The sequence below is a fragment of the Pyxidicoccus trucidator genome (assembly GCF_010894435.1).
Lineage (GTDB): Bacteria > Myxococcota > Myxococcia > Myxococcales > Myxococcaceae > Myxococcus > Myxococcus trucidator.
In genome coordinates this window covers 157,139-182,474 of record NZ_JAAIXZ010000013.1, presented here as the reverse complement: position 1 = coordinate 182,474, position 25,336 = coordinate 157,139, and the positions used below count along the sequence as shown (strand labels likewise).

The 25,336-nt window shown below is 69.2% G+C and carries 26 protein-coding genes; 14 read left to right on the top strand and 12 right to left on the bottom strand.

Annotated features, from left to right (window positions below):
* Positions 1-4 precede the first annotated feature (4 nt).
* The 3 genes from G4D85_RS32080 to G4D85_RS32070 all read left to right on the top strand — a co-directional run bounded on the left by G4D85_RS32080 (position 5) and on the right by G4D85_RS32070 (position 2,806).
* The gene (locus G4D85_RS32080; RefSeq protein ID WP_164017863.1) at positions 5-1,204 is read left to right on the top strand and encodes an AAA family ATPase; all 1,200 of its coding nucleotides are present in this window, start codon (positions 5-7) and stop codon (positions 1,202-1,204) included.
* Positions 1,197-1,985: a hypothetical protein gene (locus tag G4D85_RS32075; RefSeq protein ID WP_164017862.1), complete on the top strand. Its 789-nt coding sequence runs from the start codon at positions 1,197-1,199 to the stop codon at positions 1,983-1,985. Before G4D85_RS32080 ends, G4D85_RS32075 begins: the two co-directional genes overlap by 8 nt.
* Positions 1,986-2,110: 125 nt before the next feature.
* Positions 2,111-2,806: a hypothetical protein gene (locus tag G4D85_RS32070; RefSeq protein WP_164017861.1), complete on the top strand. Its 696-nt coding sequence runs from the start codon at positions 2,111-2,113 to the stop codon at positions 2,804-2,806.
* A gap of 46 nt (positions 2,807-2,852) precedes the next feature.
* Here the strand turns inward: G4D85_RS32070 and G4D85_RS32065 are convergent, their stop codons facing one another.
* Positions 2,853-3,071, bottom strand: a complete 219-nt coding sequence (locus G4D85_RS32065) for a hypothetical protein (RefSeq protein WP_164017860.1) — start codon at positions 3,069-3,071, stop codon at positions 2,853-2,855.
* A gap of 52 nt (positions 3,072-3,123) precedes the next feature.
* On the opposite strand from G4D85_RS32065, the gene G4D85_RS32060 reads away from it, so the two are divergent.
* Complete coding sequence (locus tag G4D85_RS32060) at positions 3,124-3,957, top strand: DUF3667 domain-containing protein (RefSeq protein ID WP_164017859.1); 834 nt, start codon at positions 3,124-3,126, stop codon at positions 3,955-3,957.
* A gap of 7 nt (positions 3,958-3,964) precedes the next feature.
* Here the strand turns inward: G4D85_RS32060 and G4D85_RS32055 are convergent, their stop codons facing one another.
* The 4 genes from G4D85_RS32055 to G4D85_RS32040 all read right to left on the bottom strand — a co-directional run bounded on the left by G4D85_RS32055 (position 3,965) and on the right by G4D85_RS32040 (position 6,662).
* Positions 3,965-4,603 carry a hypothetical protein gene (locus tag G4D85_RS32055; protein WP_164017858.1) on the bottom strand — a complete coding sequence of 213 codons (639 nt, stop codon included), beginning with the start codon at positions 4,601-4,603 and terminating at the stop codon, positions 3,965-3,967.
* A gap of 3 nt (positions 4,604-4,606) precedes the next feature.
* A complete protein-coding gene (locus G4D85_RS32050) occupies positions 4,607-4,894 on the bottom strand; it encodes a cupin domain-containing protein (RefSeq protein ID WP_205525804.1) in 288 nt (95 codons plus the stop codon).
* 229 nt (positions 4,895-5,123) lie between these two features.
* The gene (locus G4D85_RS32045; RefSeq protein WP_164017856.1) at positions 5,124-5,567 is read right to left on the bottom strand and encodes an SRPBCC domain-containing protein; all 444 of its coding nucleotides are present in this window, start codon (positions 5,565-5,567) and stop codon (positions 5,124-5,126) included.
* Positions 5,568-5,768: 201 nt separating this feature from the next.
* Positions 5,769-6,662, bottom strand: coding sequence for a LysR family transcriptional regulator (locus tag G4D85_RS32040; RefSeq protein ID WP_164017855.1), 894 nt, complete (start codon positions 6,660-6,662; stop codon positions 5,769-5,771).
* A 116-nt stretch (positions 6,663-6,778) separates the two neighbouring features.
* Between G4D85_RS32040 and G4D85_RS32035 the strand changes: the two genes are divergently transcribed.
* On the top strand, positions 6,779-7,768 hold the full coding sequence (locus tag G4D85_RS32035; RefSeq protein WP_164017854.1) for a threonine ammonia-lyase: 990 nt from the start codon (positions 6,779-6,781) through the stop codon (positions 7,766-7,768).
* A gap of 384 nt (positions 7,769-8,152) precedes the next feature.
* Here the strand turns inward: G4D85_RS32035 and G4D85_RS32030 are convergent, their stop codons facing one another.
* Positions 8,153-8,644, bottom strand: coding sequence for a serine/threonine protein kinase (locus G4D85_RS32030; RefSeq protein WP_164017853.1), 492 nt, complete (start codon positions 8,642-8,644; stop codon positions 8,153-8,155).
* A gap of 81 nt (positions 8,645-8,725) precedes the next feature.
* On the opposite strand from G4D85_RS32030, the gene G4D85_RS49795 reads away from it, so the two are divergent.
* Positions 8,726-9,133, top strand: coding sequence for a transposase (locus G4D85_RS49795; protein WP_420821737.1), 408 nt, complete (start codon positions 8,726-8,728; stop codon positions 9,131-9,133).
* Complete coding sequence (locus tag G4D85_RS32020; RefSeq protein WP_240359631.1) at positions 9,133-10,827, top strand: serine hydrolase domain-containing protein; 1,695 nt, start codon at positions 9,133-9,135, stop codon at positions 10,825-10,827. Before G4D85_RS49795 ends, G4D85_RS32020 begins: the two co-directional genes overlap by 1 nt.
* 21 nt (positions 10,828-10,848) lie before the next feature.
* Here the strand turns inward: G4D85_RS32020 and G4D85_RS32015 are convergent, their stop codons facing one another.
* Positions 10,849-11,292: an SRPBCC domain-containing protein gene (locus tag G4D85_RS32015; RefSeq protein WP_164017850.1), complete on the bottom strand. Its 444-nt coding sequence runs from the start codon at positions 11,290-11,292 to the stop codon at positions 10,849-10,851.
* Positions 11,293-11,440: 148 nt separating this feature from the next.
* On the opposite strand from G4D85_RS32015, the gene G4D85_RS32010 reads away from it, so the two are divergent.
* From G4D85_RS32010 to htpX, 4 genes are all read left to right on the top strand, one after another.
* On the top strand, positions 11,441-12,019 hold the full coding sequence (locus tag G4D85_RS32010) for a hypothetical protein (RefSeq protein WP_164017849.1): 579 nt from the start codon (positions 11,441-11,443) through the stop codon (positions 12,017-12,019).
* A 138-nt stretch (positions 12,020-12,157) separates the two neighbouring features.
* The gene (locus G4D85_RS32005; RefSeq protein ID WP_164017848.1) at positions 12,158-13,189 is read left to right on the top strand and encodes a histone deacetylase family protein; all 1,032 of its coding nucleotides are present in this window, start codon (positions 12,158-12,160) and stop codon (positions 13,187-13,189) included.
* 42 nt (positions 13,190-13,231) lie between these two features.
* Positions 13,232-13,534 carry a DUF6959 family protein gene (locus tag G4D85_RS32000; RefSeq protein WP_164017847.1) on the top strand — a complete coding sequence of 101 codons (303 nt, stop codon included), beginning with the start codon at positions 13,232-13,234 and terminating at the stop codon, positions 13,532-13,534.
* A 177-nt stretch (positions 13,535-13,711) separates the two neighbouring features.
* The gene (htpX, locus tag G4D85_RS31995; RefSeq protein WP_164017846.1) at positions 13,712-14,659 is read left to right on the top strand and encodes a protease HtpX; all 948 of its coding nucleotides are present in this window, start codon (positions 13,712-13,714) and stop codon (positions 14,657-14,659) included.
* Positions 14,660-14,699: 40 nt separating this feature from the next.
* On the opposite strand, the gene G4D85_RS31990 is transcribed toward htpX, so the two are convergent.
* Positions 14,700-15,575, bottom strand: coding sequence for a GNAT family N-acetyltransferase (locus G4D85_RS31990; protein ID WP_164017845.1), 876 nt, complete (start codon positions 15,573-15,575; stop codon positions 14,700-14,702).
* A 142-nt stretch (positions 15,576-15,717) separates the two neighbouring features.
* On the opposite strand from G4D85_RS31990, the gene G4D85_RS31985 reads away from it, so the two are divergent.
* The gene (locus tag G4D85_RS31985; protein WP_164017844.1) at positions 15,718-16,041 is read left to right on the top strand and encodes a hypothetical protein; all 324 of its coding nucleotides are present in this window, start codon (positions 15,718-15,720) and stop codon (positions 16,039-16,041) included.
* A gap of 88 nt (positions 16,042-16,129) precedes the next feature.
* The gene (locus tag G4D85_RS31980) at positions 16,130-18,001 is read left to right on the top strand and encodes a caspase family protein (protein ID WP_164017843.1); all 1,872 of its coding nucleotides are present in this window, start codon (positions 16,130-16,132) and stop codon (positions 17,999-18,001) included.
* Here the strand turns inward: G4D85_RS31980 and G4D85_RS31975 are convergent, their stop codons facing one another.
* From G4D85_RS31975 to G4D85_RS31960, 4 genes are all read right to left on the bottom strand, one after another.
* Positions 18,002-18,400: a PEGA domain-containing protein gene (locus tag G4D85_RS31975; protein ID WP_164017842.1), complete on the bottom strand. Its 399-nt coding sequence runs from the start codon at positions 18,398-18,400 to the stop codon at positions 18,002-18,004.
* Positions 18,401-18,517: 117 nt separating this feature from the next.
* The gene (locus G4D85_RS31970) at positions 18,518-20,011 is read right to left on the bottom strand and encodes a serine hydrolase (protein WP_164017841.1); all 1,494 of its coding nucleotides are present in this window, start codon (positions 20,009-20,011) and stop codon (positions 18,518-18,520) included.
* 175 nt (positions 20,012-20,186) lie between these two features.
* Entirely contained in the window at positions 20,187-21,911 is a 1,725-nt protein-coding gene (locus G4D85_RS31965) for a DUF6311 domain-containing protein (protein ID WP_164017840.1), read from the bottom strand.
* A gap of 268 nt (positions 21,912-22,179) precedes the next feature.
* Positions 22,180-23,850 (bottom strand): N-acetylmuramidase domain-containing protein, encoded by a 1,671-nt coding sequence (locus tag G4D85_RS31960; protein ID WP_275900333.1) that lies wholly within the window; start codon positions 23,848-23,850, stop codon positions 22,180-22,182.
* Between the two features lie 318 nt (positions 23,851-24,168).
* Between G4D85_RS31960 and G4D85_RS31955 the strand changes: the two genes are divergently transcribed.
* Positions 24,169-25,335, top strand: coding sequence for an ATP-grasp domain-containing protein (locus G4D85_RS31955; protein WP_164017838.1), 1,167 nt, complete (start codon positions 24,169-24,171; stop codon positions 25,333-25,335).
* Position 25,336: the final 1 nt, after the last annotated feature.

Genomic DNA, 25,336 nt, shown 5'->3' with positions numbered 1-25,336 from the left:
TGCCGTGATTGAGAAGGTCCAGTTCCGCAACTTCAAGGCGTACCGCTCGCTCGACCTGGAGTTGGAGCCCTTCACGGTGCTGGTGGGGCCCAATGCGTCGGGGAAGACGACGCTGCTGGAGGGGCTGAATCTCCTGTCGACAGCGTCCAGTTTTCTACTGGGAGGCGGATGGAGCTTCTGGCCCGGGCCGCTGGTGCAGTCCCACGGGGTCAAGGAGCGGGTTGAACTGGGCGTCGTTGGCCGTTGGGGGGCAGTGCAAGGCTCCGCGTCGGCGCTCAGCACCGTCGCGCCAGTCACGCGTCGCGGAACAGGCAAAGTGGACCTGCCCTTCGCCCTTGTCGGCTCTTTGTTCGGGAAGAGCTTCAACGTGGGGTATGCGAACCCGAACGATGCGGCTCCCCCTGTATGGGATCCAGCCCGCGTCGTCCAGGTCAAGGCGGATCAAGATGTCCTGAATCAGCTTCGAGAGGGACTCCGCGCAACGTCGATCCTGCGCTTCGTCCCAGGGCGGCTGGCGGAGGCTTCGTATAGTGAAGCCCCGATTCCCTATCTTCATCCGGATGGGAGCGGGCTTGCTTCGGTGCTGGCTTACCTCAAGCTGAGTCAGGACGAGGTGTTCAACGAGATTGAGCTGGCGCTCAAGCAAGTCGTCCCGGCCGTGCGCCGCATTCGCATCGAACGTGCGGTTGTCGAGCAGACCGCGATTCGGACCATTGCACTGGATGAGCAGCGCCATGAGGTGCCGGAGAAGCGCACGATCTGGGGGAACCAGGTCGTCTTCGACATGCGCGGTGCGAAGGGCGTCGCACCGGATGCCGCAGGCGAGGGCACTCTGATGGTGCTCGGCTTGCTTACGGCGCTCCTGGGGCCTACGAAACCCCGGCTCGTGCTGCTCGACGACATCGAGCTGTCCCTCCACCCGGCAGCTCAGGTCCGACTCGTCGAGGCCCTGCGTGCCATCCAGAAGCGTGACCCTGAGCTGCAGATCATCGCGACCAGTCACTCGCCCTTCATCCTGAACTACCTGGACCCCAAGGAGGTCCGGATGACCTTCCTCGCGGAGAACGGATTCGCCCGCTGCGAGAAGCTCACCGCCCACCCTGAGTTCGAGAAGTGGAAGGGCCTGATGGCTCCGGGAGAGTTCTGGAGCACCGTCGGCGAAGAGTGGATTGGGAAGCTGGGTGGGCCTGCCGCGAATGAGTGAGCCCTCCTTTGAATTCGGGGTGGTCTGCGAGGCGCTGGCAGACCAACGCACGGCCTGCGAGCTCGCTGATCGGACACTGCGTGAGGCGGTTGAGTGGCTTGATGACCCCGTGGTGTTGGACTCGGTTCGCCGGTGGCGGGGACTCGAAGATAGGGCGGACGAGCCATTCCTGAAGTGGGCTCACGTCAAGGATGCATTCAAGTCCAGCAGCTCGTTCGCACACGGTGGTGTCAGGAGCATTTTCGGCCCGTTCAATGGCGAGGCAGCACAGCCGGATGCGTTGAGCGCGCGGAAGGCACTCCTGCTGTTCGCCGCGCTACGACGTTGTCCGGATGCCGTCTTGCTCGTGCGTGACAGCGATGCAGACCCTGACCGTATCGCTGCGCAGGGGCTCAAGCAGGTTCGAGAGAAGTACCGCTGGCCATTCAAGGTGGTCATTGGCATGGCCCACCCCAAGCGCGAGGCGTGGGTGCTGGCGGGCTTTGTCCCACGTAACGCTGGTGAGGAGTCGCGGCTCCAGGAGCTTCGAGCGCGTCTCTCCCTGGACCCCATCACCGCGTCCCATGAGCTGGCGGCGAGCGAGCACGGTGCCAAGAAGGACATCAAACGTGCCCTCGATGAACTGACCCAGGAAGACTGGGAGCGCGAGCGGCAGTGTCTGGAAGAAACGCCGCTCGCGGTGCTGGAGCAGCGAGGACAGAAGAACGGCCTTGCCGAGTTCCTGAAGGAAGTTCGTGAGCGGCTCGTTCCCCTCCTGAATGGCGCTGGACGGGCCGGGTAGAACGGGTGTGGTTGAACCCTCACCACGGTACGATCCTGTCGTCGCTTAGGGGACATATGCCACATGCGGCATTCCGGTAACGAGAAGCCCTCAGCTACTTCTGGGCGCTTCTCGCTGGAGGTTCAATGTCCGGCCACTTCAAGTTCGTCCGTTATGACTCAGCGGAACTGACCACCGCAGGTAAGCAATTGGTCGATGCCATGATTCGCGGATACGACCGGAGTCTGGAGCCGCCCACAGAGGCGTGGACAGAGCTGGTCCTCGACTGGTTCGCCTGTGCTGCAGGTGCGTTCTCAGGACAGCCTGTGCTCGTGGATGCACGCGCACGGGAGGTTCGGGCGGACTGGCGTCCGTTCTTCTCGTGCTTGCGAGACATTCCGATGCGCACCAGCCGAGCGGAGTTCCTCCTGGACCTCACCCACTCGACCTACCCCGACTATATCGGTCGGTACTACAAGGACGCCTATTGGGACGAGTGCCTCCTTGGACAGAGGGAGGTGCTGCTTGGCTTGGAGTCCGAGTGGGGACGGTGCGGAGACGTGCGGAATACGCGGGTGAAAGTCCTCGAAGAGGCCGTCAAGCTTGCGGCTATTCGCGCGCGCACCAAGGTTCTGGTCTTCGGTTCCAATGACACCGAGCAGTGCGCCCGCCTGATCGCTGATGTCGCACTCCTCCGATACCAGGTGCGAGACGAGACACCATGGCTCTTGGTGGATGTTCCATGGCGGTGGACGGGCCAATCCTGGCAGCCATCCTTCGATATCCTGAAGGGCACCGAGCGTCCCGCTCATCCACTGCTCAGGCCGACCACGGGCTCGTGAAGGCTCGCCGCGACCATCCGCCACTGCCCTTGCGCCGCCCCGACGCTCACAGGCTCCCGCGGCCGACGAGGCGCGCGAGGATGGCCTGGAACTCGTCGGGGCGGAGATTCACGTGCTCGACGACGTAGCCGTAGAGCATGGCCGTGGGCACGTTGCGCCCGCCCCGCTGCTGCTGCAGCTCGTTCAGCGTGTGGAGGATGATGCGCTCCACCCGGGTGAGCCCGTCACGCACGTCGGGGAGGTAGTCGCGTGGGTCCTGGGCCATTGCCAGGCCCCAGCGTAACCCCGCTCCCGGGCACACGGTAGACTCCCGCTCCATGTCCGCCGTTCCGCAGCCGCAGCCCGAGGTGAGCGCCGTGCCTTCTCCTCCCGTGGAGGCATGTGCGGACTGCGGGGTGAACCTGACGGGCCCCTACTGCGCGCAGTGCGGTGCGAAGCGCTTCACTCGCGACGAGCAGCAATTCTCGCCGTACATGAAGAAGCTGCTCCTGGAGCGGCTGCACCTGGACGGCCGGCTGTGGCGCACCCTGTGGCTGCTCGTCACGCGGCCCGGCTTCCTCACCGTGGAGGCGCACTCGGGGCGCTTCGGGCCGTATGTCTCGGCGCGCAAGCTGTTCCTCCTCGTCGGTGCCGCGTACTTCCTCTTCGGCAGCGGGACGTTCTACCGGCTGGAGGGATTGATGGGCGCCAGCGTGCAGCGCTACGAGTCCTACGTCGAGCACTCCGCGCGGCAGCTCGGTGTCGCGCCCGCGGTGCACCGCGAGCACCTGGAGGCGCGCTTCCAGCGGGTGAACAAGCTGGCGCAGCTCGCCGGGGTGATGCTGCTGGCCGGAGCACTGCCGCTGCTCTACCGCCGGCCTCGCCGCTACTTCGGAGAGCACCTCACCTTCGCCCTGCACGTCGCCGTGTTCCGCTTCCTCATCGGCGCGGTGGGCCAGCCGCTCCGGCTAGTGCTGGACACGTGGGTTCCCAGCATGGCGCTGGTCAACACCGTGTTCATCGTCTACCTGGGGTTGGCCCTCCAGCGGGTGTATGGCGGCTCGCACCTGGCGACGTGGAGCAAGGCCGTGGTGCTGGGCCTCGTTACCATCGTCACCGTGTTCCTGAGCATCGGCGCGGGCATGACCAGCGTCTTTTTCTCGTGGCCTTGAGCGGAACTCAGCGTCCTCCCGCATCACCCATGGCCCGCAGTGTCTTCTGGTGGAGCACGTCCATGACGACCTCCCGCCACCGCGTGTAGTGCTCAATGTACTGGTCGTTCAGGTGATAGAAGTCCGCGTAGTCCCAGACGTGGCGCTTCCCCCGCTCGTTGGAGAGAGGGCCCCAACCGACGCCGTTCGCCCAGCGTGCGAGGAAGGCGCCCCAGGCGCGCTGGGTCCACCCGGCGACGGTCCCGTCCACAGCACGCACGAAGGTGTCGTTGGTGAAGTCCATCCCGGAGAGGACCAGGTGTGTCTCGCCGAGGAGTCGTGCGACGCCCGCGTCCAGGGCATCGGCCCTGGGGTCTGCGTCCGCGCTCCGGAAGACCCGCTCGAAGTCCTCCCAGCGGCGGATCAGGTCCATCGTCTCGCGCAGCGTTGGCGGGGTCGCGCTGTTCACGGGGACGAAGCTGCCCGCCGCCATCTGTGACTCGGAGCCCGCCAGGTCTGTCCAGATGGCGACGCCGCAGCGCAGCTCGGCAGCCACAAGCAGCTCGATGGCAGTCGCGATGTCTCCCCGTCCCTCGATGACGTCGACCACCGCCGAGACGAAGGGGATGCGCCGGTCGAGGGGAATGGGAAGGTCTCGGAGCTTCATGGGCTACAAGTCGATGATGACCAGCGTTCCCTGACTGCCTTCCCGTACGGAGTGCGGGGTCCGCGCCTTGACGAGGTACAGCTCCCCCGCTCGTACGGAGAGGGGCTCGCCCGAGACTGTCAGCTCCATGATCCCCTCGAGCACCAGGAGGGCCTCGTCGTACGGATGCAGCTCTTCTTCGAGCGGCAGGGCGTCCATGCGCAGCACCTTCACGTTCGCCGGGCCCACCTGCCCCAGCACCCGTGAGCGCCATGACTGGGGTAGCGCGGCGGCTTCAGACACGAGGTTCATCAAGGGCATCGGCACTCCTTCACGACTTCTGGGGGCGCTTCGTACCCATTATCGGTGGGGAGAGAAAGGCTCCCTCGAGGCCCTGCGAAGCTGTACCGGCACCAGGAACAGGCGGCTGTACCTTGTTCCTATCAGCCCGGTGATGGTGGCGCGTGCTTCATCTGGAGCTGAGCTGGTGCGGCGGTACGGTTGGGGCGCGCCGTGGACCGGCGCTGGACGCAGGACGTGCTCAGGATGGCGTGACGAGGGTGCGCACGTGCTCCGCCAGCGCGCGGTTGAGGCCCTCGTATCCGCGCCGCATGCCCTCGATGCGCTTGCGTCCGAACAGCACGGTGAGGAGGCCGGTGAAGTCCTCGCCGTGCACCAGTCGCGTTCCCGCGCCCTCGGGGGACAGACGGAAGTAGTGGTGGCCGTGCAGCACTCCGGGCACGCCCCCCGTCCATTCGAGCGCCTGGCCGGGCTCGCAGCGGACGAGGGTGGCGGTGAAGCCGAACCGCTTCCCCGCGCCACCCGGTGCGCTGGCCTTCATCGCCACGCGAGCGCCGGGCTTCGCTTCGCCCCGGGCTTCGGGCAGGAGCGGGTTCCAGGCGGGGTACTGCGCGAAGTCGGTGAGGACCTGCCAGACCGTGGCGGGGGGCGCGTCGAGATGGCCCTCGGTCTCCAGACGAATCATGGTGCGAGAGCTTCGGCTTCCCGGGGCCGGGAATCCAGGCGGGCCCCGCGGTGCCCGGTACGGTGCGACACCCGGGCGCCGGCCATGTGACACCCGGGCCCGCGAGCCGCGACACGCGGGCGGTTCGTCAGGTCGTGAAGCGGGAGGGGGCTCCGTAGCGGCGGCTCCACGCCTCCTGCCGGACACCCCCTTCCCGGGTCCTCACGAACGCTCGCCGCGCAGCCGCGGTGCTTCCTGCTGGAAGGCCTCCACCAGCAAGTCGATGGTGGCCCGCACGCGCGGGGCATGCTGGAGGTCCGGGTGGACGGCCAGCCAGGCCTCGCGCGAGGGGAGGGCATCGGCGGGACAGAGCCTCACGAGGTCCGTCACGCCGTCCGCCAGGTAGCAGGGCAGCACCGTGAGCCCCACGCCCCGCCGTGCCGCTTCCATCAGCACGTAACGGCTGTTGCTTCGCACGGCGAACAGGGCCCCTTCGCCGGTCCGCTCCAGCCACTGCTGCTCCGGGGTGTGCGCCAGCGAGTCGTCATAGCCGAGCAGCACGTGCTCACGCAGCGCCTCCAGCTTCGGGCGCCCGTGCTGGCGCACGTAGGTCTTGGAGCCATAGAGCGCGAAGGACAGGTCTCCCAGCTTGCGGACCGTGAGCGTGGGCTCCTGCGGGCGGAACAGCCGCACGGCCACGTCCGCCTCGCGGCGCGAGAGGTTGAGCACCTGGGTCGCAGCCAGCAGCTCCAATCGCAGCGCGGGATGGCGCTCGCGCCAGACGGGAAGGTGGGGTGCGAGCACGTGGCTCACCACCGTCTCCGGCGCCGTGACGCGCACGCCGCCGGAGACCTGGACGTCCGCGCCCGCGAGTTGGCGCTCCAGCGTGGTGGCCGTGTCGTCGATGCGTCGGGCGGCCTCCACCGCCTGCTCGCCCGCCGTCGTCAGCCGCATGCCCCCGGGGGCCTTCTCCAGCAGGCGCACCCCCACGGCACGCTCCAGCGCCGCCAGCCGTCGGCCCACCGTCGCCGCATCCACACGCAGGCCGCGTGCCGCGGCGGCGAGCGAGCCGCCTTCGTGCACGGCCAGCAGGTAGCGCAGGTCATTCCAGTCCACGCCTGCATTCTCGCATGCCTGCCCCCGCGCTCCTGCCCCTTCCGCGCGAGGGACGCGGGTGGCACATCCGTGGGGCCTCGTCGCCCCGGCGCCACGCCGCGGACAGGAGCACCCTCATGCCTTCCGAGCCCCAGGCCGTCACGCCCCGGTCCATCCTCCAGGCGCGCGAGCGCATCGCCCCGTTCATCCGGCACACCCCGCTGGAGCCCTCCGCCGGGCTCTCCGAGACGACGGGAGGCCGCGTCTTCCTCAAGCTGGAGTCCCTGCAGGTGACGGGCAGCTTCAAGCCACGCATCTCCTTCAACAAGCTGCTGGCCGTGGACGCGGCGACGCGAGCGCGTGGCGTGGTGGCCTCCACCGCCGGAGGGCACGGCATCGGCCTGGCCCATGCCGGGCGGCGGCTCGGTGTCCCCGTGGAGCTGTTCCTTCCCCGCACGGCGGATGCTCGCAAGGTGGAGGTCATGCGGCGGGATGGGGCACGGCTCTACTTCCACGACTCGGTGCCGGCAGCTCGCGAGGCCGCTCAGGCGCATGCGCTTGAGCACCAGCGCCTCTTCGTCTCCGCCTACAACGACCCGGACATCATCGCCGGGGGCGGCACCGTGGGGCTGGAGGTGCTCGAGGACCTGCCGGAGGTGGACCTCGCGGTGGTGGGCATTGGTGGGGGCGGCCTCATCAGTGGCATGGGCGTGGCGATGAAGGAGCGCAACCCGCGCATGCAGCTGTGGGGTGTGCAGCCGGAGGTGAGCCCGGTGCTCGCCGAGTGGATTCGCCATGGCCGGCCCGTGCCGGTGGAGTCCCGGCCGAGCATCGCGGATGGCCTGGGCGCGCAGCCCGAGCCGGACACCCTCACGCTGCCGCTGGCCCTCCGGTATGTGGACCGGGTGCTGCGCGTGTCGGAGGTGGACATTCAGGACGCGATGGCGTGGCTGCTGGAGGAGCACCAACTCGTCGTCGAGCCGTCCGGAGCGGCCACCGTGGCCGCGCTGCTGCGCCACCCGCCCGAGGGCTTCCGTCACATCGCCGTGGTCATCACCGGCCGCAACATCAGCCGCGCCCGGTACGTCCAGTTGCTGGGCGAGCGGCTCTTCGCCACGGCCCCTTGAGGCGCACCGTGCGAGAGGCGCGTGAGCTCGCGGGAGCGGCCGTGCAGTCGGACGAGGCCTGGGAGGAGCTGGCCTCGGTGCTGGAGGGACTGGACGACAAGCTTCGCGCCCATGGCCTCTGCACGAGGCGCGCCCCAAGGGGAGTGGCTGCACGGAAGGGCAGAGCCGCCCGACACCTCGGTTTGAGCGGCACCGGCTGGGCCAGAGAGGCCGCCCGGCAGGCCAGGAGTGCGCGCGCAGGCAGGAGGCGGGGGGCCGCGCCCCCTGGAGGGCCACGGCCCGCCAGGGTCCGAGGGGGCGCACACCGGGCTCCCGGACGCCGAGGTGCAAGTGGCTGCCAATTCCGCCGATACGTCGACTTCGAACTCGTCCTGAGCGGATGTGTCACCGGAACGCATTGACCACGACGGCAGACGCCATGGAACCATCGAGAATGGCCGTGCCGGGCTTCGATTCGGGCCGCTTCCGCAGCTGGTCCTCACTCAGCCGTGCCACCGCGCAGATGGGCATCTCGTCACCGTCCGGTGGGTGGGCCTTGTAGTACCGGATGACAACCTGCGGCCCGCTCGTCCAGACCTGCCCGTACAAACGGGTTGTCGTCTCCAGCGGGCCCAAATCGCGCATGAGGACACTCTCAACCGGGCCATCATAGAGGGTGATGCCGCGTGACCTCATCTGGTTCGCGTCCAGCTCCACGAGCGAGGCGTCACCCACATGCAGCTTCAGGTATCGCATGGCGTCGAGCGCCTTCTCCGGACACTCCTGCGGTCCAGGAGAGCCGTCCGCTCGCAGGGAGACTCCATCGGTTGTGGTGCAAGCCATGGATGTGGCGAGTAGGATTGCAGAGGAGAGGAGTAGGGCGTAGCTGTTGAGCATGACCGGCGCTTCTACTGGCGAGTCAGGGTGCGATCCATCCTGACCATGACCTGAAGGTTCCCGTCAGACCGGTTCGTCGACCTGGAGGCGCGCCTCTTCGTTGACTTGCTGCCCGACCGCTCGGCACCGACTGTCACTGCCAGGCTGCGTCGGCACCGAGGCGTCAAAATCATCGCCAGAGACTGCTCGACGGAGTGCGCACGCGCGGCGGCCCTCGGTGCTCCCGGCGCCCAACAGGTCGCGGACCGCTGGCACCTGCTGCTCAACATGCGGCAGAGGGTGGAGCGCTGGCTGACGACCACTCACGCGCGCTTGCGGGCACTGCCCGGAGTCGCGAGTACGCAGGACTCCCCCGTGCGCCGTCACGCCAGCTTCCCGCGCACTCGCAACGAGGAGTGCGCCAGGGCTTTGCGGCCGGCCTTGAGGGAGGAGGCGCATGTCCACAACTCGGTGGGGCCTCCGGGTGACGGTGTAGGCTCGCGGCCGTGATGCCCTTCCCCCCGCCGCGCGTCCTGCTGCTCGCCGTCTCGCTCCTGCCCGCGCTCGTGGGCGCGTGGGAGGCTCCCCCCGTGGCCGCCAGAGGGCTCGTGGCTCGGGTGGACACGGTGTTCGCGCGCTTCGCCACGCCGGGCTCGCCCGGGTGTGCCGTCGGAGTGAGCCGGGACGGCACGCCGGTGCTGGAGCGCGCGTACGGGCAGGCGAACCTGGAGCACGACCTCGCGAACACTCCGGGCACGGTGTTCGAGGCCGGCTCCGTGTCCAAGCAGGTCACCGCGGCGGCGGTGCTGCTGCTCGCGCGGGACGGGAAGCTCTCGCTCGAGGACTCCGTGCGCCGCCATGTCCCGGAGGTGCCGGACTACGGTGTCCCCATCACCCTGCGCCAGTTGATGAACCACACGAGCGGCCTGCGCGACTGGGGCACGGTGGTGGAGGCCGCGGGCTGGCCCCGGGGCAGCCGCATCCACACGCACGCGCACGTGCTGGACGTGGTGAGCCGGCAGAAGTCCCTCAACTTCCCGCCCGGCACCGAGTTCCTCTACAGCAACACCGGCTACAACCTGCTCGCCATCATCGTGGAGCGGGTGAGTGGGCAGTCCTTCGCTGACTTCACGAAGCAGCGGCTGTTTGTTCCGTTCGGGATGCTGCACACCGAATGGCGCGATGACTTCACCCGCGTGGTGAAGGGGCGGGCCACCGCCTATGCCCCGGACGGCAGACGGTTCCGCTCGGAGATGCCGTTCGAGAACGTGCATGGCAACGGCGGGCTGCTCACCACGGTGGGGGACCTGCTGCGCTGGGATGACGGCCTCGTGCACGGGAGGGTGGGCGGGGCGGCGTTCCTCCAGGAGATGCAGCGCCAGGGGCAGCTCACCGGCGGCCGGCGAATCGAGTACGCGGCGGGACTCTTCATGACCTCGTACAAGGGTGTTCCCGAGGTGAGCCACAGCGGCGCCACGGCCGGCTATCGCGCCTTCCTCGCGCGCTACCCGCGCCAGCAGGTGACGGTGGCGGTGCTGTGCAACCACGCCGAGGCGGGGCCCGTGCAGCTCGCGCACGAGGTGGCCGACGTCTTCCTCTCCGGCCAGCTGTCCCCGCCTCCCGAGCCGCCGAAGGTGACGCTCACGCAGGCGCGGCTCGCCGCGAGGGCGGGGCTCTACCGCAACACGCGCACGGGAGAGACGCTCGACGTACGCGTGCGGGACGGGCAGCTCCAGTTGGAGGGCGGCATGCCACTCACTCCTGTGTCAGAGACGAGCTTCCGCGTGGGGGATGGCCGCGCGCAGCTCGCCTTCGGCCTGGGGAAGAACGGGCGGCCCACCGCCGCGCGGCTGCTCACGTCCGACGGTGACAGCGTGCCGTTCGAGCCGGTGGCCCCCGCGCGGCCGGACGCGGCGCGGCTGGCGGAGTATGGAGGCTCCTTCACGAGCGAGGAGGCGGAGGCCACCTATACGGTGGCGGCCGAGAGGGACGGGCTGGTGCTGCGTCGGCGGCCGGACGCCGTGTACCGGCTGGTGCCGCTCTACGCGGACGCCTTCCTGGCGCCGAAGCTCGGGCTGGTGCGCTTCACCCGGAACTCCGAGGGCCGGGTGAGCGGGCTGAGTCTGGGGCTCGGTCGCGTGAGGGACCTGCGCTTCGTCCGGGAGCCGGTGGCCCCCATGCCCATGGCGGTGGACCAGAAGTAGGCGGCCTTCCGTGGGCGCGGCTCAGGTCGACACAGCGAGGGTGCGCAGACGCTCCGTCAGCGCGCGGTTGAGGCCCTCGTATCCGCGCCGCATGCCCTCGATGCGCTTGCGCCCGAACAGCACGGTGAGGAGGCCGGTGAAGTCCTCGCCGTGCACCAGTCGCGTTCCCGCGCCCTCGGGGGACAGACGGAAGTAGTGGTGGCCGTGCAGCACTCCAGGCACGCCCCCCGTCCATTCGAGCGCCTGGCCGGGCTCGCAGCGGACGAGGGTGGCGGTGAAGCCGAACCGCTTCCCCGCGCTACCCGGTGCGCTGGCCTTCATCGCCACGCGAGCGCCGGGCTTCGCCTCGCCCCGGGCTTCGGGCAGGAGCGGGTTCCAGACGGGGTACTGCGCGAAGTCGGTGAGGACCTGCCACACCGTGGCGGGGGGCGCGTCGAAATGGGCCTCTGTCTCCAGCCGGATCATGGCCTGATAGCTTCGGCTTCCCTCGGCAGGGAATCCAGGCAGGACATGCGGTGGCCGGGTGATGCGACACCCGGGCCCGGCAGCCGCGACACCCGGACCGTCAGCCTGAAGGTGCAAAGTGGAGCCTCCTTTTCGAAGGAGCCCCACCTTGAATACCCTCCTGAAGCACTTCGCCCTGGTCCTGCTCGCCACCGCGTCCACCGCCCATGCGACGGGCAACGTGCATGGCTCGTTCTTTACGCGCTACCACGTCGACCTGAGTGCACGCCGCGCGAACGGCAGTCCCATTCATCCGACGTTCACGCTCCCCTCCGGCGTCGGCCCGGTTCCCTACGAGGCCTTCACCGTCGCTGCTGATGCTGCTGGCGCGGGCGCGTGCTGGAAGGTCTCGGCGATCCGGTTCAGCGGCACGGCCGAGCAGAAGATGTGGATTGAGGCCACGCCGGGAAACTGGGTGTCCCTCGCCGATGACGTCGTCAACGTCCTGGACCCCGGGGCGTACATCTATACCGAGAGCGCCCAGCCCACGGTCATCCGCATCGCCGACTACACGGCCTATGTCCCCACGGAGCAGGGCCAGTTCTTCGTAACCGTCACCGCACAGTACAACCCGAGCGAGTCGCGCCTGATGTCCTGCGACCGTGCAGCCACCCTCGACGGCTGGCCGTACGTGCGCATCAGCGCGTCGGGAGCTGTGACCTTCGTCAAGCGGCAGGGGTCTCCGTAGCGGCGGCTCCACGCCTCCTCCACGCGGCAGGCGGCCAGGCGGGAACAGAGGTCGGGCGAGCATTGTCGCACCGGAGACCCTGGTGCAGCATGCTGCGGCGCCACGCCTCAACTCCTTCCACGCGTCTGGAGGCACTCCTTGAAGGTCGTCCATTCTCCGCTGCACGCCCGCCATGACGGAGGCAAGGAGCTGCACCGTGGCGAACTGGTGCCGTGCTTCGAGATGCCGGCCCGTGCCGACTTCATCCTCCAGGCGCTGGTGCGCGAGGGCTTCGAGGTGAGCGAGCCGCGCCCGTTCGCGCTGGAGTCGCTCCCGCGCGTCCATGACGCCGGCTTCATCGAGTTCCTGCGCACCGCGCATGCGGAGTGGCGGGCCATCGGCAAGGGCGGCTTCATGCTGCCTGGCGGCTTCCCCGCGCGCGGCATGAGACAGGACCGCATCCCCTCCGGCATCAATGGACGGATGGGGTACTACGCCTTCGACGCCGGCACCCCCATCGTCGAGGGCACGTGGGACGCCGCGCTCGCCGCCGCCCACTGCGCGCTGACGGCCGCGGCCCGCGTCGCCGAGGGTGAGCGGAGCGCCTATGCGCTGTGCCGTCCACCCGGGCACCACGCGGGGCAGGCCACGTATGGCGGGTACTGCTTCCTCAACAACGCGGCCCTGGCCGCGCAGTACCTGAGAGATTGCGGCAAGGCGCGAGTCGCCGTGCTCGACGTGGACTACCACCACGGCAACGGCACCCAGGACATCTTCTGGGAGCGCTCCGATGTGCTCTTCGTGTCCATCCACGGCACTCCGGAGACCGAGTACCCCTACTTCCTCGGCTATGCCGACGAGCGTGGCGTGGGCGCGGGAGAGGGCTACACCCGCAACTTCCCGCTGCCGCGAGGCACCTCCTGGGCGGAGTACAGCACCGCGCTGGATGCGGCCCTCGACACCCTCGCCGGGTTCTCGCCCGACGCGCTGGTGGTGTCGCTCGGCGTCGACACCTACGAGGGCGACCCCATCAGCGCCTTCAAGCTCGCGACACACCACTTCCCGTTGATGGGCGAGCGGCTGGCCGCGCTGAAGGTGCCGACCGTGTTCGTGCAGGAAGGCGGCTATGCGGTGCAGGACCTGGGCGTCAACGTCGCCGGGGTGCTGAAGGGCTTCCTCGCCAAGATCTGACGCGGGCCTTCACGTGGCCCGCTCCACGAAGTGGGAGGGAACATGGAGCTCAAGGAAGTGGAGGTGTTCTCCACGGTGGTGAACGCCGCCGTGGTGCGCGTTCCTGGCAGGAAGTTCCCCGGTGTCGTCATCCAGGGGGACTCGCTCAGCATCCTCCGGTCCGACGTGCGAGAGGCGCGCAAGCTCGCGGCAGCGGCCGCGGGCTCGGAAGAGGCACGGGAGGAACTGGCCGCCGTGCTGGAGGAGCTGGAGGACAAGCTCGCCGGGTATCTCACCGTCTACGAGGAGACGCTTCGCGCCCATGGAATGGCGCTGCCCTACGGGACGGGCACGACTGTCGACTAACGCCCCGCGCTCTCTCCAGCCATAGAGAAAACCTCACCTCCACGAAGGAACAATCTCTGGAAGGCCCTGGCCCCGGACTTGTTCCCTTCGCGCCACGACACTTCCTGGCCGCGTCGGCTTGCATCTGCTCCGCGCTGCTGAATGTTGTGGTCAACGATTTCTCTCGGAGTGAGGGCCATGAAGCAAAGCTTCGTCAGCCGTATCGCACTGTTCATCGTGACCAACCTGGCGGTGGTGGCGATGCTCGCCATCGTCGGCCGGCTGCTGGGTGTGGACAGCATGCTTGCCCGCCAGGGTGGGGGGCTGAACCTGACCGCCCTGCTCATCATGTCGGCGGTGATGGGCTTTGGCGGCTCCATCATCTCGCTGCTGCTGTCCAAGACGATGGCGAAGTGGAGCACCGGCGCGAAGGTCATCGACACGCCGCGCACCGAGTCCGAGCTGTGGCTGGTGGAGACCGTGCGCCGGCTGGCGCGTGACGCAGGCATCGGCATGCCCGAGGTGGCCGTCTACGACAGCCCGGACATGAACGCCTTCGCCACGGGCGCGCGGCGCGACAGCGCGCTCGTCGCCGTGTCCACGGGCCTGCTCCACGGCATGCGGCGCGACGAGGTGGAGGCGGTGCTCGGCCACGAGGTGGCCCACGTCGCCAACGGTGACATGGTGACGCTCACCCTCCTGCAGGGTGTGCTCAACACCTTCGTCATCTTCATCAGCCGAGTGGTGGGCTTCGTCGTGGACAAGTTCCTCAACCGCTCCGAGGACGGCGAGGAGAGCAGCGGCACCGGGCCGGCCTACTTCATCACCAGCCTGGTGATGCAGCTGGTGCTGGGCATCGGCGCCAGCCTCATCGTCGCCTGGTTCAGCCGGCGCCGGGAGTTCCGCGCGGACGACGGCGGCGCCTCGCTGGTGGACGCGGGTGCGATGGCGCGCGCCCTGGACCGACTGCGCCGGCAGCACGACTCGGACGCTCTGCTCCCGGCCAACATGAAGGCCTTCGGCATCCGCGGAGGCGGCGTGGCGGCCCTGTTCTCCACGCACCCTCCGCTGGAGCAGCGCATCCAGCGACTGGTGGACGGAAGCTGGCGCGGCGGAGCCCGGCTCGGGGTGAGCCACGCGAGCTGAGGCGAGGAGTCCGGGCCCTGTGCTGAAGCAGGGCCCGGCTTCAGGTGTGAGCCAGCACCGGGAAGCGGTGGGCGTCGCGTGACAGGGGCAGGTCTCGCACGAAGAGGTCGGCCTCGGTGTCCTCGCCGGCCTCCACCGCTTCCGGCCACCAGCGCTCCGGCGTGAAGCCGAAGTGGATGGAGCGGATGGGCCGGTCAATCAGGCGCGGGAGCTGGGCGCGCAAGTCGAAGGGCTCACGGGTGAAGATGTCATCGAGGTACAGCGTGTCGCCCTCCACGCTCGCGAACACCCAGGCGTCGTCACTCAATTGTCGCAGGGGCCGCGCGAAGTCATTGGCCGCGTACCAGGTCGCTATCGTGGAGTAGCCGCGCGCGCCGAAGCGCTCCGTCACCGGGAGCCCCTCGCGGGAGAGCGTGGCGAGCCTGGCCCGCACCTTCGCATCCGCCAGGTCGAGCGTGGGCGCCGGGGTGCCCCCGGGCACGGCCTCGTGCGGGGCGGCGAACAGCGTCTGCTTCCACGGTTGGAACCCGAAGCGTGGGTAGAACTGGCGCACGTTGGGGTTGGCGAACAACAGCACCGGGGCCCCGCCGCAGGCGTCCAGCGCGGCGTTCATCACCACGCGGGACAGGCCCCGCCCGCGATGCGAGGGCAGGCAGCCCACGGCGCCGAGCTGGAAGGCTGGCACCGCGCGCCCCTCCAGCAGCAGCCGCATCCGCATCACCGAGGCGTTCGCCACCACGCGGCCGTCCTCGAAGAGCGCGAAGGCGCGGTAGTCGTCGTCCCACTCGCCCCACTCGAACCAGCGCCGGAAGCCCGCACGGCGGAACACCTGGGGCACGTAGTCGCAGAACGCGGACTGCATCGCCGTGTCGCGAGGTCCGATTTCGGTGACGGAAGGGAGGGGGTTCTGGCCCATCCGGCGACTGTCGCACGCGCAGCCTCGCGACGTCACCGGCGGGACGGCATGGGGGCTGGATGCCCGGGTGATTGCCAGCGCGACCTTCCGCCGACGTATATGAGGCAGCGCGCTTCACCCGCCCCGTCTTCCGAGGTCCCCCATGCGGCTGTTGACCCTTGCCCTCCTGTGCTTGCTGGCTCCGCTGGGCTGCGGAGATGAAATCTCCAGCGCGCCGCGCTCCTCCTTCGCGGCCTGCTCTTTCACCGACCCGTGCGAGGACCCCGAGGAGTCGTGCTTCGTGAGCCAGGTGTGCTACCCGCCCTATGAGGATCAGCCCTCCGTCTGTGAGGACGAGGAGGGTGACCGCCAGTGTCATCGCAGGTGTGATGACGGCGCCTCGTGCGGAATGGGAGAGCGCTGCAGCCAGGTCCAGCGGGTGAACCGGACGGACATGCTGGACACGGCCGAGCTCTGCTTCCAGTGAGGGGGCGCGCTGACAGTCCCCCCGGCATGGTATTGGGAAGGCCTGTGGCACCAGGCCTTTCGTGAAGGCCGTGCCAGGGGGAACACGGATGCCTCGCATCGCCTGGGCGCTGCTCATCGCCGGAGTGCTGGCCATTCCCGGGGCCGCGCTCGCGGAGGAGCGCTTCGCCGTCGTCATTGGCGCCAACGCGGGCTGGGCCAACGACAAGCCGCTGCGCCACGCCGAGTCCGACGCGGAGCACGTGCGCGACGTGCTGGTGGAGCTGGGCGGCTTCGCGCCCGACCGGGTACATCTGTTGAGAGACCCGGACACGGCCTCGGTGCGCGCGCTGCTGCGGAAGATGAGCGGCTGGTTGCGCGCGAGCCGGGGCGAGTCGCTGCTCTTCGTCTACTACTCGGGCCACGCGGACGAGCGGCACCTGCACCTGCGCGGTGAGCCGCTGTCCCATGAGGAGCTATACACCGTGCTGCGCGACTCGCCCGGCCGGGTGCGCCTGGGCGTGGTGGATGCGTGCCGCAGCGGCTCCATCGTCGAGACGAAGGGCGGCCGGCCGGTGGCCACCTTCCAGTCGCAGGTGGTGGACGAACTGGAGGTGAATGGGCTCGCGCTGCTCACCTCCAGCGGCGCGGACGAGCTGTCCCAGGAGCGCCGTGCCCTGGCGGGCTCCGTCTTCACGCACCACCTCGTCTCCGGCCTGCGCGGCGCGGCGGATGCGAATGAGGACGGCAAGGTGACGCTGTCCGAGGCCTACCAGCACGCCTTCCAGCGCACGGAGGCGGACACCGCGGCGACGCCGGTGCCGCAGCGGCCCGCCTTCCGGTACGAGCTGAAGGGGCAGGGCGAGGTGGTGCTGACGTGGCTGGAGCGCGCCACGGCCACGCTGGTGCTGCCGCGCCTGGAGGGTGAGCGCTACGTCGTCGTGGACCGCCAGGAGCGGCGCCTGGCCGCCGAGGGCCGCACGCGTCCCGAGCGGGAGCTGCTGCTGGCGCTCGCGCCGGGCGACTACCACGTCAAGCGCGTGGGCCCGCAGACGGTGGAGTCGGCGGCGGTGAAGCTCGCGGAGGGCGCGCGCGTGGAGGTGGCCGGGCTGACGTTCGAGTCCCGGCCGCTGTCCGCGGGGTTGCTCAAGGGCCGCCCGGAGGACACCGACGACCCGGCGGAGCTGCGCGACTGGCGCCGGGACGAGGCGCTGCGACTGCTGGCTGCCGGCGAGGCGCGTGCGGCGCTGCGCCTCTTCGACCAGGTGCTGGAGGAGGTGCCGGACGACGCGGCCTCGCTGCGTGGGCGCGCGCGCGGGCTGGTGCGAATGGCCGAGGCGTACGAGCGCACCGGGGACAAGAGCCGGGAGCGGCGGGCCCTGCGGGCGGCGATTGCCGCGGACCCCACGCTGCCGGAGGACCCGGACTTCCTGCGCCGCTACCAGCAGCTCGAGGAGGAGGAGTCCACCCAGGCGCGCGATGAGACCCATCGTGCCGAGGCGCTCATGCAGTTCAAGCGCAACCCCCGGCTGGGCCGCACCTGGGGCCTGGGCCTGGAGCTCGTCAGCACCCGGGGGGTGATGGTCATCTCCGCCACCTACGTGGTCCGCAAGGACTTGTTCCCCTACCTCGCCCTGGACGTGGGGTTCGGCGGGGTCGACGCGGGCGTCCGGTGGACCCTCGTGTCCTCGCGCTTCAGTCCCTTCGTGGGCTCGGGCGTACACGTGGGCATCCCCGGCTTCTCGTCCACGCCGACGCGAATCGGCGTGGGCGGCAAGGACATCACCAACGACCCGACTGACGCCAATGACGTCTCCAGTGAAGACATCTTCGCCCTCAACCTGCACGTGGATGGCGGCATCCAGTGGATATCCGAGGGTGGCTTCCTCCTGGAGGGAGGGCTGGGGCTCGCCCTGTACCCGAAGGACGGCAGCCCGCGCGCGCAGCTGATGCCCATCATCGGAGCGGGCTGGCTCTTCTAGTCAGTAGAGGTCGTCGGTGTCCCGCTTCTCCCAGTCCAGGGCCTCCGGGTCTGTTGCCGGCTCGAGTGCGTAGCTGTGTTCATCGGGGTAGCCCATCATCCAGAACAGGGGGAAGATGAGGGCGCCGAAGAAGAGGGCGCCGAAGTTCAGGCTCCCGTCGCGGCGCATCACCGCCTCGACGGGCGCGTAGCCCTCCTTCTCCAGGCGGAGCTTCACCCACGAGAAGGACGTCTTCCGGTCTGCGTAGATGAGGGGCGTGGTACCCACGCGCCGGTCCTCGACGTAGACGGTGGCGCCCGACGGCGTGCTGCGGATGGTGGTGGTGCTGGCGCACCCCACCAGGGATGCGGCCAGGACGAGCGCGAGCGCGCGTCGGGGAAGGCTCCAGGTTCGGTGCATGGCGGAAACTCTCGGCGAGGAAGGCGGGCCCCAGCGTACCGGGCCGGGCCCGAGGGGCCATACGCCTTCAGTGGTATCCCGAGGGAGACCGGGCTGGCTCATGCGGCGCGGGCTTCGCTATGGCTTGCTCTTTAACGCGGGCGTGTTGCTACCGCTGCTCGCGGGTGGCGCGAGCTTCTTGATGAGCTCCTGCGCGTGGTTGTTCCCTGGGAGCAGCTCCAGGACCTTGCGGTAGCTCGCGAGCGCCTGTTCCTTGTTGCCGCTGGCCAGGTACGCCTCGCCCAGGCTGTCGTGGCAGTTCGCCGAGGTCGGGTAGGTCTCCACGTTCAGCTTGAAGATTTCGATGGCGTCCGCGACGCGCCCGGCACGGAGGAGCCGGTACCCCACGCCCATCAATTGCTCCTCCGAGAAATCGTACTCCTCCGTCTTCGTCGTCTTCAGCACCCTGTACCTGGCGATGGCCTCCGTGACGGAGGCCTTGTCGAGGGTGGACCACACGACCTCTCCCACCGAGGGCCGGGGCTGCAGGGGCGGGATTCCGCGGAGGATGCCGAGCAGCCCGGCCGCGATTTCCGAGAGCTTGCCGCCGGACGACGCGTTGTCGAGGAGGACGACCAGTTCCTTGCGCTCGGGGATGCGGATGAGGAGCGTGCTGAAGCCGTTGACTCCGCCCCCATGGCTGACGGCGGCGAGCTCCGTGCCGTCCTGCAGGGGGATGGGCCGCAGCGACCACCCGAAGGCGTAGTTGTTCAGGCCAGGGGTGAACATCCGCTGCTTCAGCGGCGCGGGCAGCAGCGTGTCCAGGTAGAGCGCCCGGTCCCAGAGATAGAGGTCCTCCACCGTCGAGTACAGGGCGCCAGCGGCATACGGGACGGTCATGTCGAGGTACGCGGCATTGAAGTACCCGTCAGGCTGGAACTCGTAGCCGCTCGCGCGCTTGGGGAGCACCGTCGAGGAGACGTCGTAGCCGGTGCTCTTCATTCCCAACGGGTCGAAGATGCGCTCCTGGAGCGCCTGCGCGTACGTCTTGCCGGTGACCTTCTCGATGATGGCGCCGAGCAGGACGTAGCCGGAGTTGTTGTACGCGTACTTCGTCCCGGGCTCGGAGTTGAGGTCGCCGCTGCAGAACTTCTTCACGAGGTCGGAGACGGTGAAGCGATTGCGGGACTCGTTCTCGAAGAAGCCGGGGAGCGACGTGTAGCTGGGGATGCCGGAGGTGTGGTTCAGCAGGTGGGTGACGGTGACGCGGTCGCCCGTGTCCTTGCGGTAGTCGGGCAGGTGCTTCGTGAGCTTGTCGTCGAGCTTGAGCTTGCCCTCGGCGACGAGCTGCATGATGAGCATCGACGTGAACTGCTTGGTGATGGAGCCGAGGCGGAACTTCGTGTCGGGCGTATTCGGCACCCGCCACTCGAGGTTCGCGAAGCCATGGCCCTTCTTGTAGAGGACGCCCTTCTCGTTGGCGACGAGCACGGTGCCGTGGAACTGGCGCAGCTGGTGGTACTTCGTGACGAGCTGGTCCAGCTCCTGCTGCCGCGTCGCGGCTCCAGCGGCGGGAACGACCAGCACCCAGACGGCGAGCACGCACAGGGTGCGCGCGGTGACCCAGTTCATTCAAGCTCCCAGCCCATGAGGGGCTCAACGGTTCAGCGGTGCGTCGGCTCCGTCGGCGGGACGCGTTCGCGGCGGCACGGAGGATGCCGGGCTTCATGGCACGCGGCGGACGGCGGGGACAAGGTGCATGGCCGGGGCCGGGCTTCCTTGGGAGTGGCTCCCGACGAACCTGGCTTCAGCGGGGACTCGAGGCGCGCAGGAGCGCTTCGCGGAAGCGGCCTTCCTTCGCCGCCACGCAGACCGTGTATCCGTCCAGCACGCCGCACGTGAGCCCTGCCTCCGGGCGCTGGAACGCGGCCAGCTCCTTCGCGTCCACCACGTAGAGCGTGTCCTCCGCGAAGCGACCGCTTCGGACGTCCGCCCGCAGCGCCTCGCAGACGGCCTTCAGCCTCGCCGCGTCGAAGCGCGCCATGTAGACGCTGTTCGTCGTCAGTCTCTTGCGATACGCGAGGTCCCCGAAGCGCACGTAGGCGTTGTCCGGGAAGGTCTGCGCGACACACGGCTCCTGCCAGTTCTTGATGGCCGGCGGGAACAACACGACGTGCCGGTACGACGGGTCCACCTGCTCCCACTCCGGCGCCTTCAACCGTGGCCAGGGCTCACCGTGGAAGCGGCCCCGGAACCACACGTCATCCGTGTCCAGGAACTGGAGCAGCACCACGCCCAGCAGCAGGCCGGTCACCACCTTCGGCCGCTGCCTCCAGCGCCACGTGACGAGCGCCAGCAGGCCCGTCAACAGCGCGTAGTCGAGCACCCAGATGAACCGGCCCGACGCGCGGAACGGCGCGAGCAGTGGCAGGAGCGCCTGCGTCACGCTCCGCAGCGAGAGCACCCGCTTGCCCGCAACCGTCACCACCGTGGAGAAGGCCAGCAGCGTCAGGGCCAGCACCGCGAGCACCAGCGGCCCGCGGGCCCTCAGCTCCTCCTTCGCACGCGGCCACCATGACGAGGGCTTGAACAGCAACACGACGGTGAGCGCCAGCCCTCCCGTGCCGAGGTACCCGAAGCCCTCATACTGTCCAGGCCCGTGGGGCAGGTTCGGCAGCAGCTTCGACCAGCCCATGGGGTTGAAGAGCGTCAGCACATCCGCGCTGAAATGGCCGAAGCTCAGGTCCGCCGCCAGCCCCGCGCCCTGGCCCACGTAGCCGAAGAGGACGAACAGCGTCCCCACCGCGAGCAGCACTCCCGCGAGCGCCGCGCTCCCGGCCCGCCAGGACAGGAGTCGCTCCCGCCTCACCAGCGAGTAGAGCAGCGCCAGCGTGAGGGTGAACACCATCACCACGAGGTACGGGTGCACACCCGCGGCGAGCACGTTGAACAGGAGCGCCCAACGCACGTCCCTCCAGGCCGCCCGCGTGTCCTCACGGGGACGGAGGTGGAGCCACAGGACGCCCAGAATCATCCAGTGCGCGCAGAGCGTGTCGTGGCCGCTCCGCGCCAGCAGCACGGGCGCCATGACGAAGAGCGACGCGCCCAGCAGCCGCTGCGCCGCGCTGGCCGTGAGGCACTCCATGAGCTTCACGCCCATCCACCCCTGGAGCGCGAAGCACAGGGCAAACCAGAGGCCCACGAATTGGAAGTCCTGGGGCAGCCAGCGCGAGAAGGGCTTCAGCGCCAGCGACACCCACGGGTTCGAGTCGGTGTAGCCCACGGACGCGGACAGCGGGTGCAGGAGGGAGGGCGTCTTCCCCAGCGGGAAGTCCCACGGCGCGTTGCGGAAGTGGAGCCAGCCGAGCACGTGCTGCGCCGTGTCCCCACCGCCGACCCAGTCGAGGTTGGTGGGGTCGAGCGTCAGCCCTCCGCCCACCACCAGGTACCACAGGAGGCCGAGCACCGCGCCCAGCCAGGGCAGCAGCTTGCTCCAGCGCCCGGATGCGGTGTCCGTGAGGGGCGGGCTCATGGCGCCAGTCCGGTGCCCCGCCGAACAACCGCGCGGGGAGCTGGCATGGCCCTGGTGGTGACGGCGGGTGTTTCCGACAAGCGTTGCTCCCGGGCATCCCTCCGCGGTGCTCGGCCACCGGGAGCCTCGGGATGCTCGGGCGAGATAGCACGGCGCGGCGGTTCCCGGGCAAGCCCGTCACGGCCTGCCTGTCGGCGTCCCTGGGCGCCGAGGCTCGCCGAGTGTGGACGTCTGGGAGCGTGGCTCCGGCAGCCACGGGACGAAGCCGTCAGGAGGAGGCGGACCGATCTGCGCCGACCGAGGCGAGACCCTCTCCCGCGCGGATGAACAGGTCCTGGGCGAGCCGCTCGCTGAAGCCGAGTAGGAAGCACACGGACATATAAAGGTAGAGCGCGGACTCCTGCGTGGCCGGCTGGAGGGGCAGCACGCCCGACTTCATCAGCGCGAAGCCGAAGATGGCGCAGTACATGCCCACCACCGGCTTGAAGAAGCCCTGCATCAGCATGGAGACACGGCTGGCGCCCCGCATCTTCTCGAAGTCCCCGAGCCGCATGAGGATGCTCACCACTCCGCCCACGGCGCCGCACAGCCCCACCAGCAACAGCGTGCGGGCGGGGAGGCCGAAGACCTGCGTCGCCTCCGTGGTCAGCACTTCGTGCGCGAGGCCGAAGAGGCCGTGGCAGCAGAGCAGCAACAGCCCCAGCCCGTGCACCACCTGCATGGCGGGAGAGCGCGAGCGGAGGATGGGCAGCGGGCGCAGCGGGTAGATGCGGTCCGCCAACTCGGAGGCGATGCGCAGCCGCGTGTTCTTCGCGAAGGAGAGGTTGGGTCGCTCCGCCAGCAGCGCGGTGAGGCACAGGTCCAGCGTCTCCACGGCGGGGGCTCCCAGCTCCGGAGCGACCTTGCCGCGCAGGACGAGGACGCGCGAGAGCTCGGCCTGGAGGTCCGGGTCGAGCGGCTGGGAGAGGCGCTGGCGGAGCTGCTCGGCCAGCGCTTCCGGGAGCGGTGAGGACTCCGGCATCACCGGGGCCTCGGGCCAGGAGGTGGTGACGGACTCGAGCGTGGCCGCGGTCTCGGGGCTTCTCCTCGGCGCCAGCGTCCAGGCGGGTGAGACTACCTGCGCGGGCTGGCTCACTGCGAGGGCGGAGGCGCCAACTCCAGGGGAGACCGCCTGCGCCGGGCTGACGGGGACGGGGACGGGCGCCGCAGGGCTCTTCGCCAGCGCCTCGCCACCGGCGTCGCTCCGGGGCAGGAGGGCCTGCTGCTGCCTCAGCGCGTCGAGCGTGGCCGCGTCGAACGTGGCGGTGATGGGGAGCTGCTGCTTCGCCTGGAACTTCTTGAGCGCCGCCTTCGTGTGCGAGCCGAGCGCTCCGTCCGGCGTCCCCGGCTCGAAGCCGAGGAACATGAGCCGCAGCTGGCCCTCGCGCACGCTCACGTCGGGTGGCGCGTGGGTGGACAGGCGCAGGTATGCCTCCGCCAGCTTCTTGTCGTACTGGTTCTTCGCGTAGGCCGGGCCGTTGTAGCCCTTCGCGAAGGTGGCCCAGTCATGCGCCTTCAGCGCCTTCACCAGCCCGTTCGTCTGGATGAAGGCCGCGAGCGCGCCGAGCTGCTCGTCCTCGGACTCCATCATCCTGCTGACGAACTGCTCGACGGAGCCGTAGCCCAGGTCACTCGCGTGGAAGCCCATCACCTGGCCCAGGCCCCAGGACGCGCTCATCAGCGCCGCCGGTGCGTCCAGCGCGAGGGCCCGCTCCAGCCGCCCGTACTCCGCCACGCCGCCGGCATAGCCGCCCGCCTTGGGGTTGCTGAGGTCGGGCACCTGCGCGTCGAAGCGGCCCTGCGTCCTCCGGCTGAAGATGTGCCGCTCGAAGAGGATGACGGGCCGGCGGTCCGCGAAGAAGCCACAGCCGCGCGTTTCCACCTGGAGCACCGTCCACAGCTCCGCGGGGTGGACGGAGAGCCTTTCAGCGCAGGCTTCGATTCCCCGGGCGGTGAGTGGGGTCGCGGTTCCAGTGAAGCGGTTCGTGACGGACCTCGCGGCTTTGCGTGTGTCCGCGAGCGTAGTCGTGCCCGTATTTCATGGGCCATCCCCCACCCTGGAGGCTCCGCCTGCTCCCTCTCTCCCGGGCGCCCTCCAGGCTGGTTCCACGGGGTAGGGGGACAATGTCGTACACCTGTCTGGAGGGGGAGCAAGGAAGTGGGCCTCGACCCGGAGCGCCGCTATGGTCAACGTCGTCGGGACCCGCCCCGAGGAGCCATGAACTTCGTCTTCATCTCCCCCCACTTCCCGCCCCAGTTCTTCCATTTCGTCACCGCCCTGCGCGAGCGTGGCGTCACGGTGCTGGGCATCGGCGATGCTCCCTATGACTCGCTGCGCTCCGAGCTGCGCGAGTCCCTGCGCGAGTACTTCCTCGTCCCCAACCTCAACGACGAGGACGCGCTCGTCCGCGCCGCCGGCTACCTCACCTGGAAGCACGGGCGCATCCACCGCATCGACTCGCTCAACGAGTCCTGGCTGGAGGTGGAGGCCCGCCTGCGCGAGGACTTCCACGTGCCCGGCCTGCAGCCTGCGGACATCCACCGCCTGCGCTCCAAGTCCGGCATGGCCGAGGTCTTCCACGCGGCCGGCGTGCCCCACCCGGAGCTCATCCGCGTGCGCGACGCCGCCCAGGTGAAGACGTTCGCCGCCAAGGTGGGCTACCCGCTCGTCCTCAAGCCCGACGTGGGCGTGGGCGCCGCCCATACCTTCAAGGTGGCCAGCGACAAGGAGGTGGACGACGCCCTGGCCCACCCGCTGCCCACCTCCTACGTGGCCCAGCCCTTCGTGCGCGGCACCATCGTCACCTACGACGGAATCGTGGACCGGCACGGCGTCATCGTCTTCAACCTCAGCCACCAGTACAGCGACGGCGGCATGGAGACGGTGCTGGAGAAGCGCGACATCTCCTTCTGGAGCCTCCAGGAGATTCCGCCCGCGCTCGACGTGCTGGGCCGCGAGGTGGTGGCCGCGTGCGGCCTGCGCGAGCGCTGGTTCCACCTGGAGTTCTTCCGCCTGCCCGACGGCCGCTTCATCGTGCTGGAGGTCAACCTCCGCCCGCCCGGCGGCTTCATCACCGACATGATGAACTACACGTGCGACATCGACGTGTACCGGCTGTGGGCGCGCGTGGTGACGGGGGACCCGGTGGCGGACTTTCGCTACACCCCGCGCTACCATGTCTGTCACAGCGCGCGCCGCAAGAGCCGCCGCTACAAGCACAACCACAAGCAGATTGTGGAGAAGCTGGGCACCTCGCTGCTCCAGCACCAGGGTGACCTGCCGCCCGTCTACCACAGCCTCATGGGCGAGGAGATGTACCTCACCCGGCACCCGGACCTGGACGCCATGCACGAGGCGGTGCGCTTCATCCAGGCCACCGCCTGAG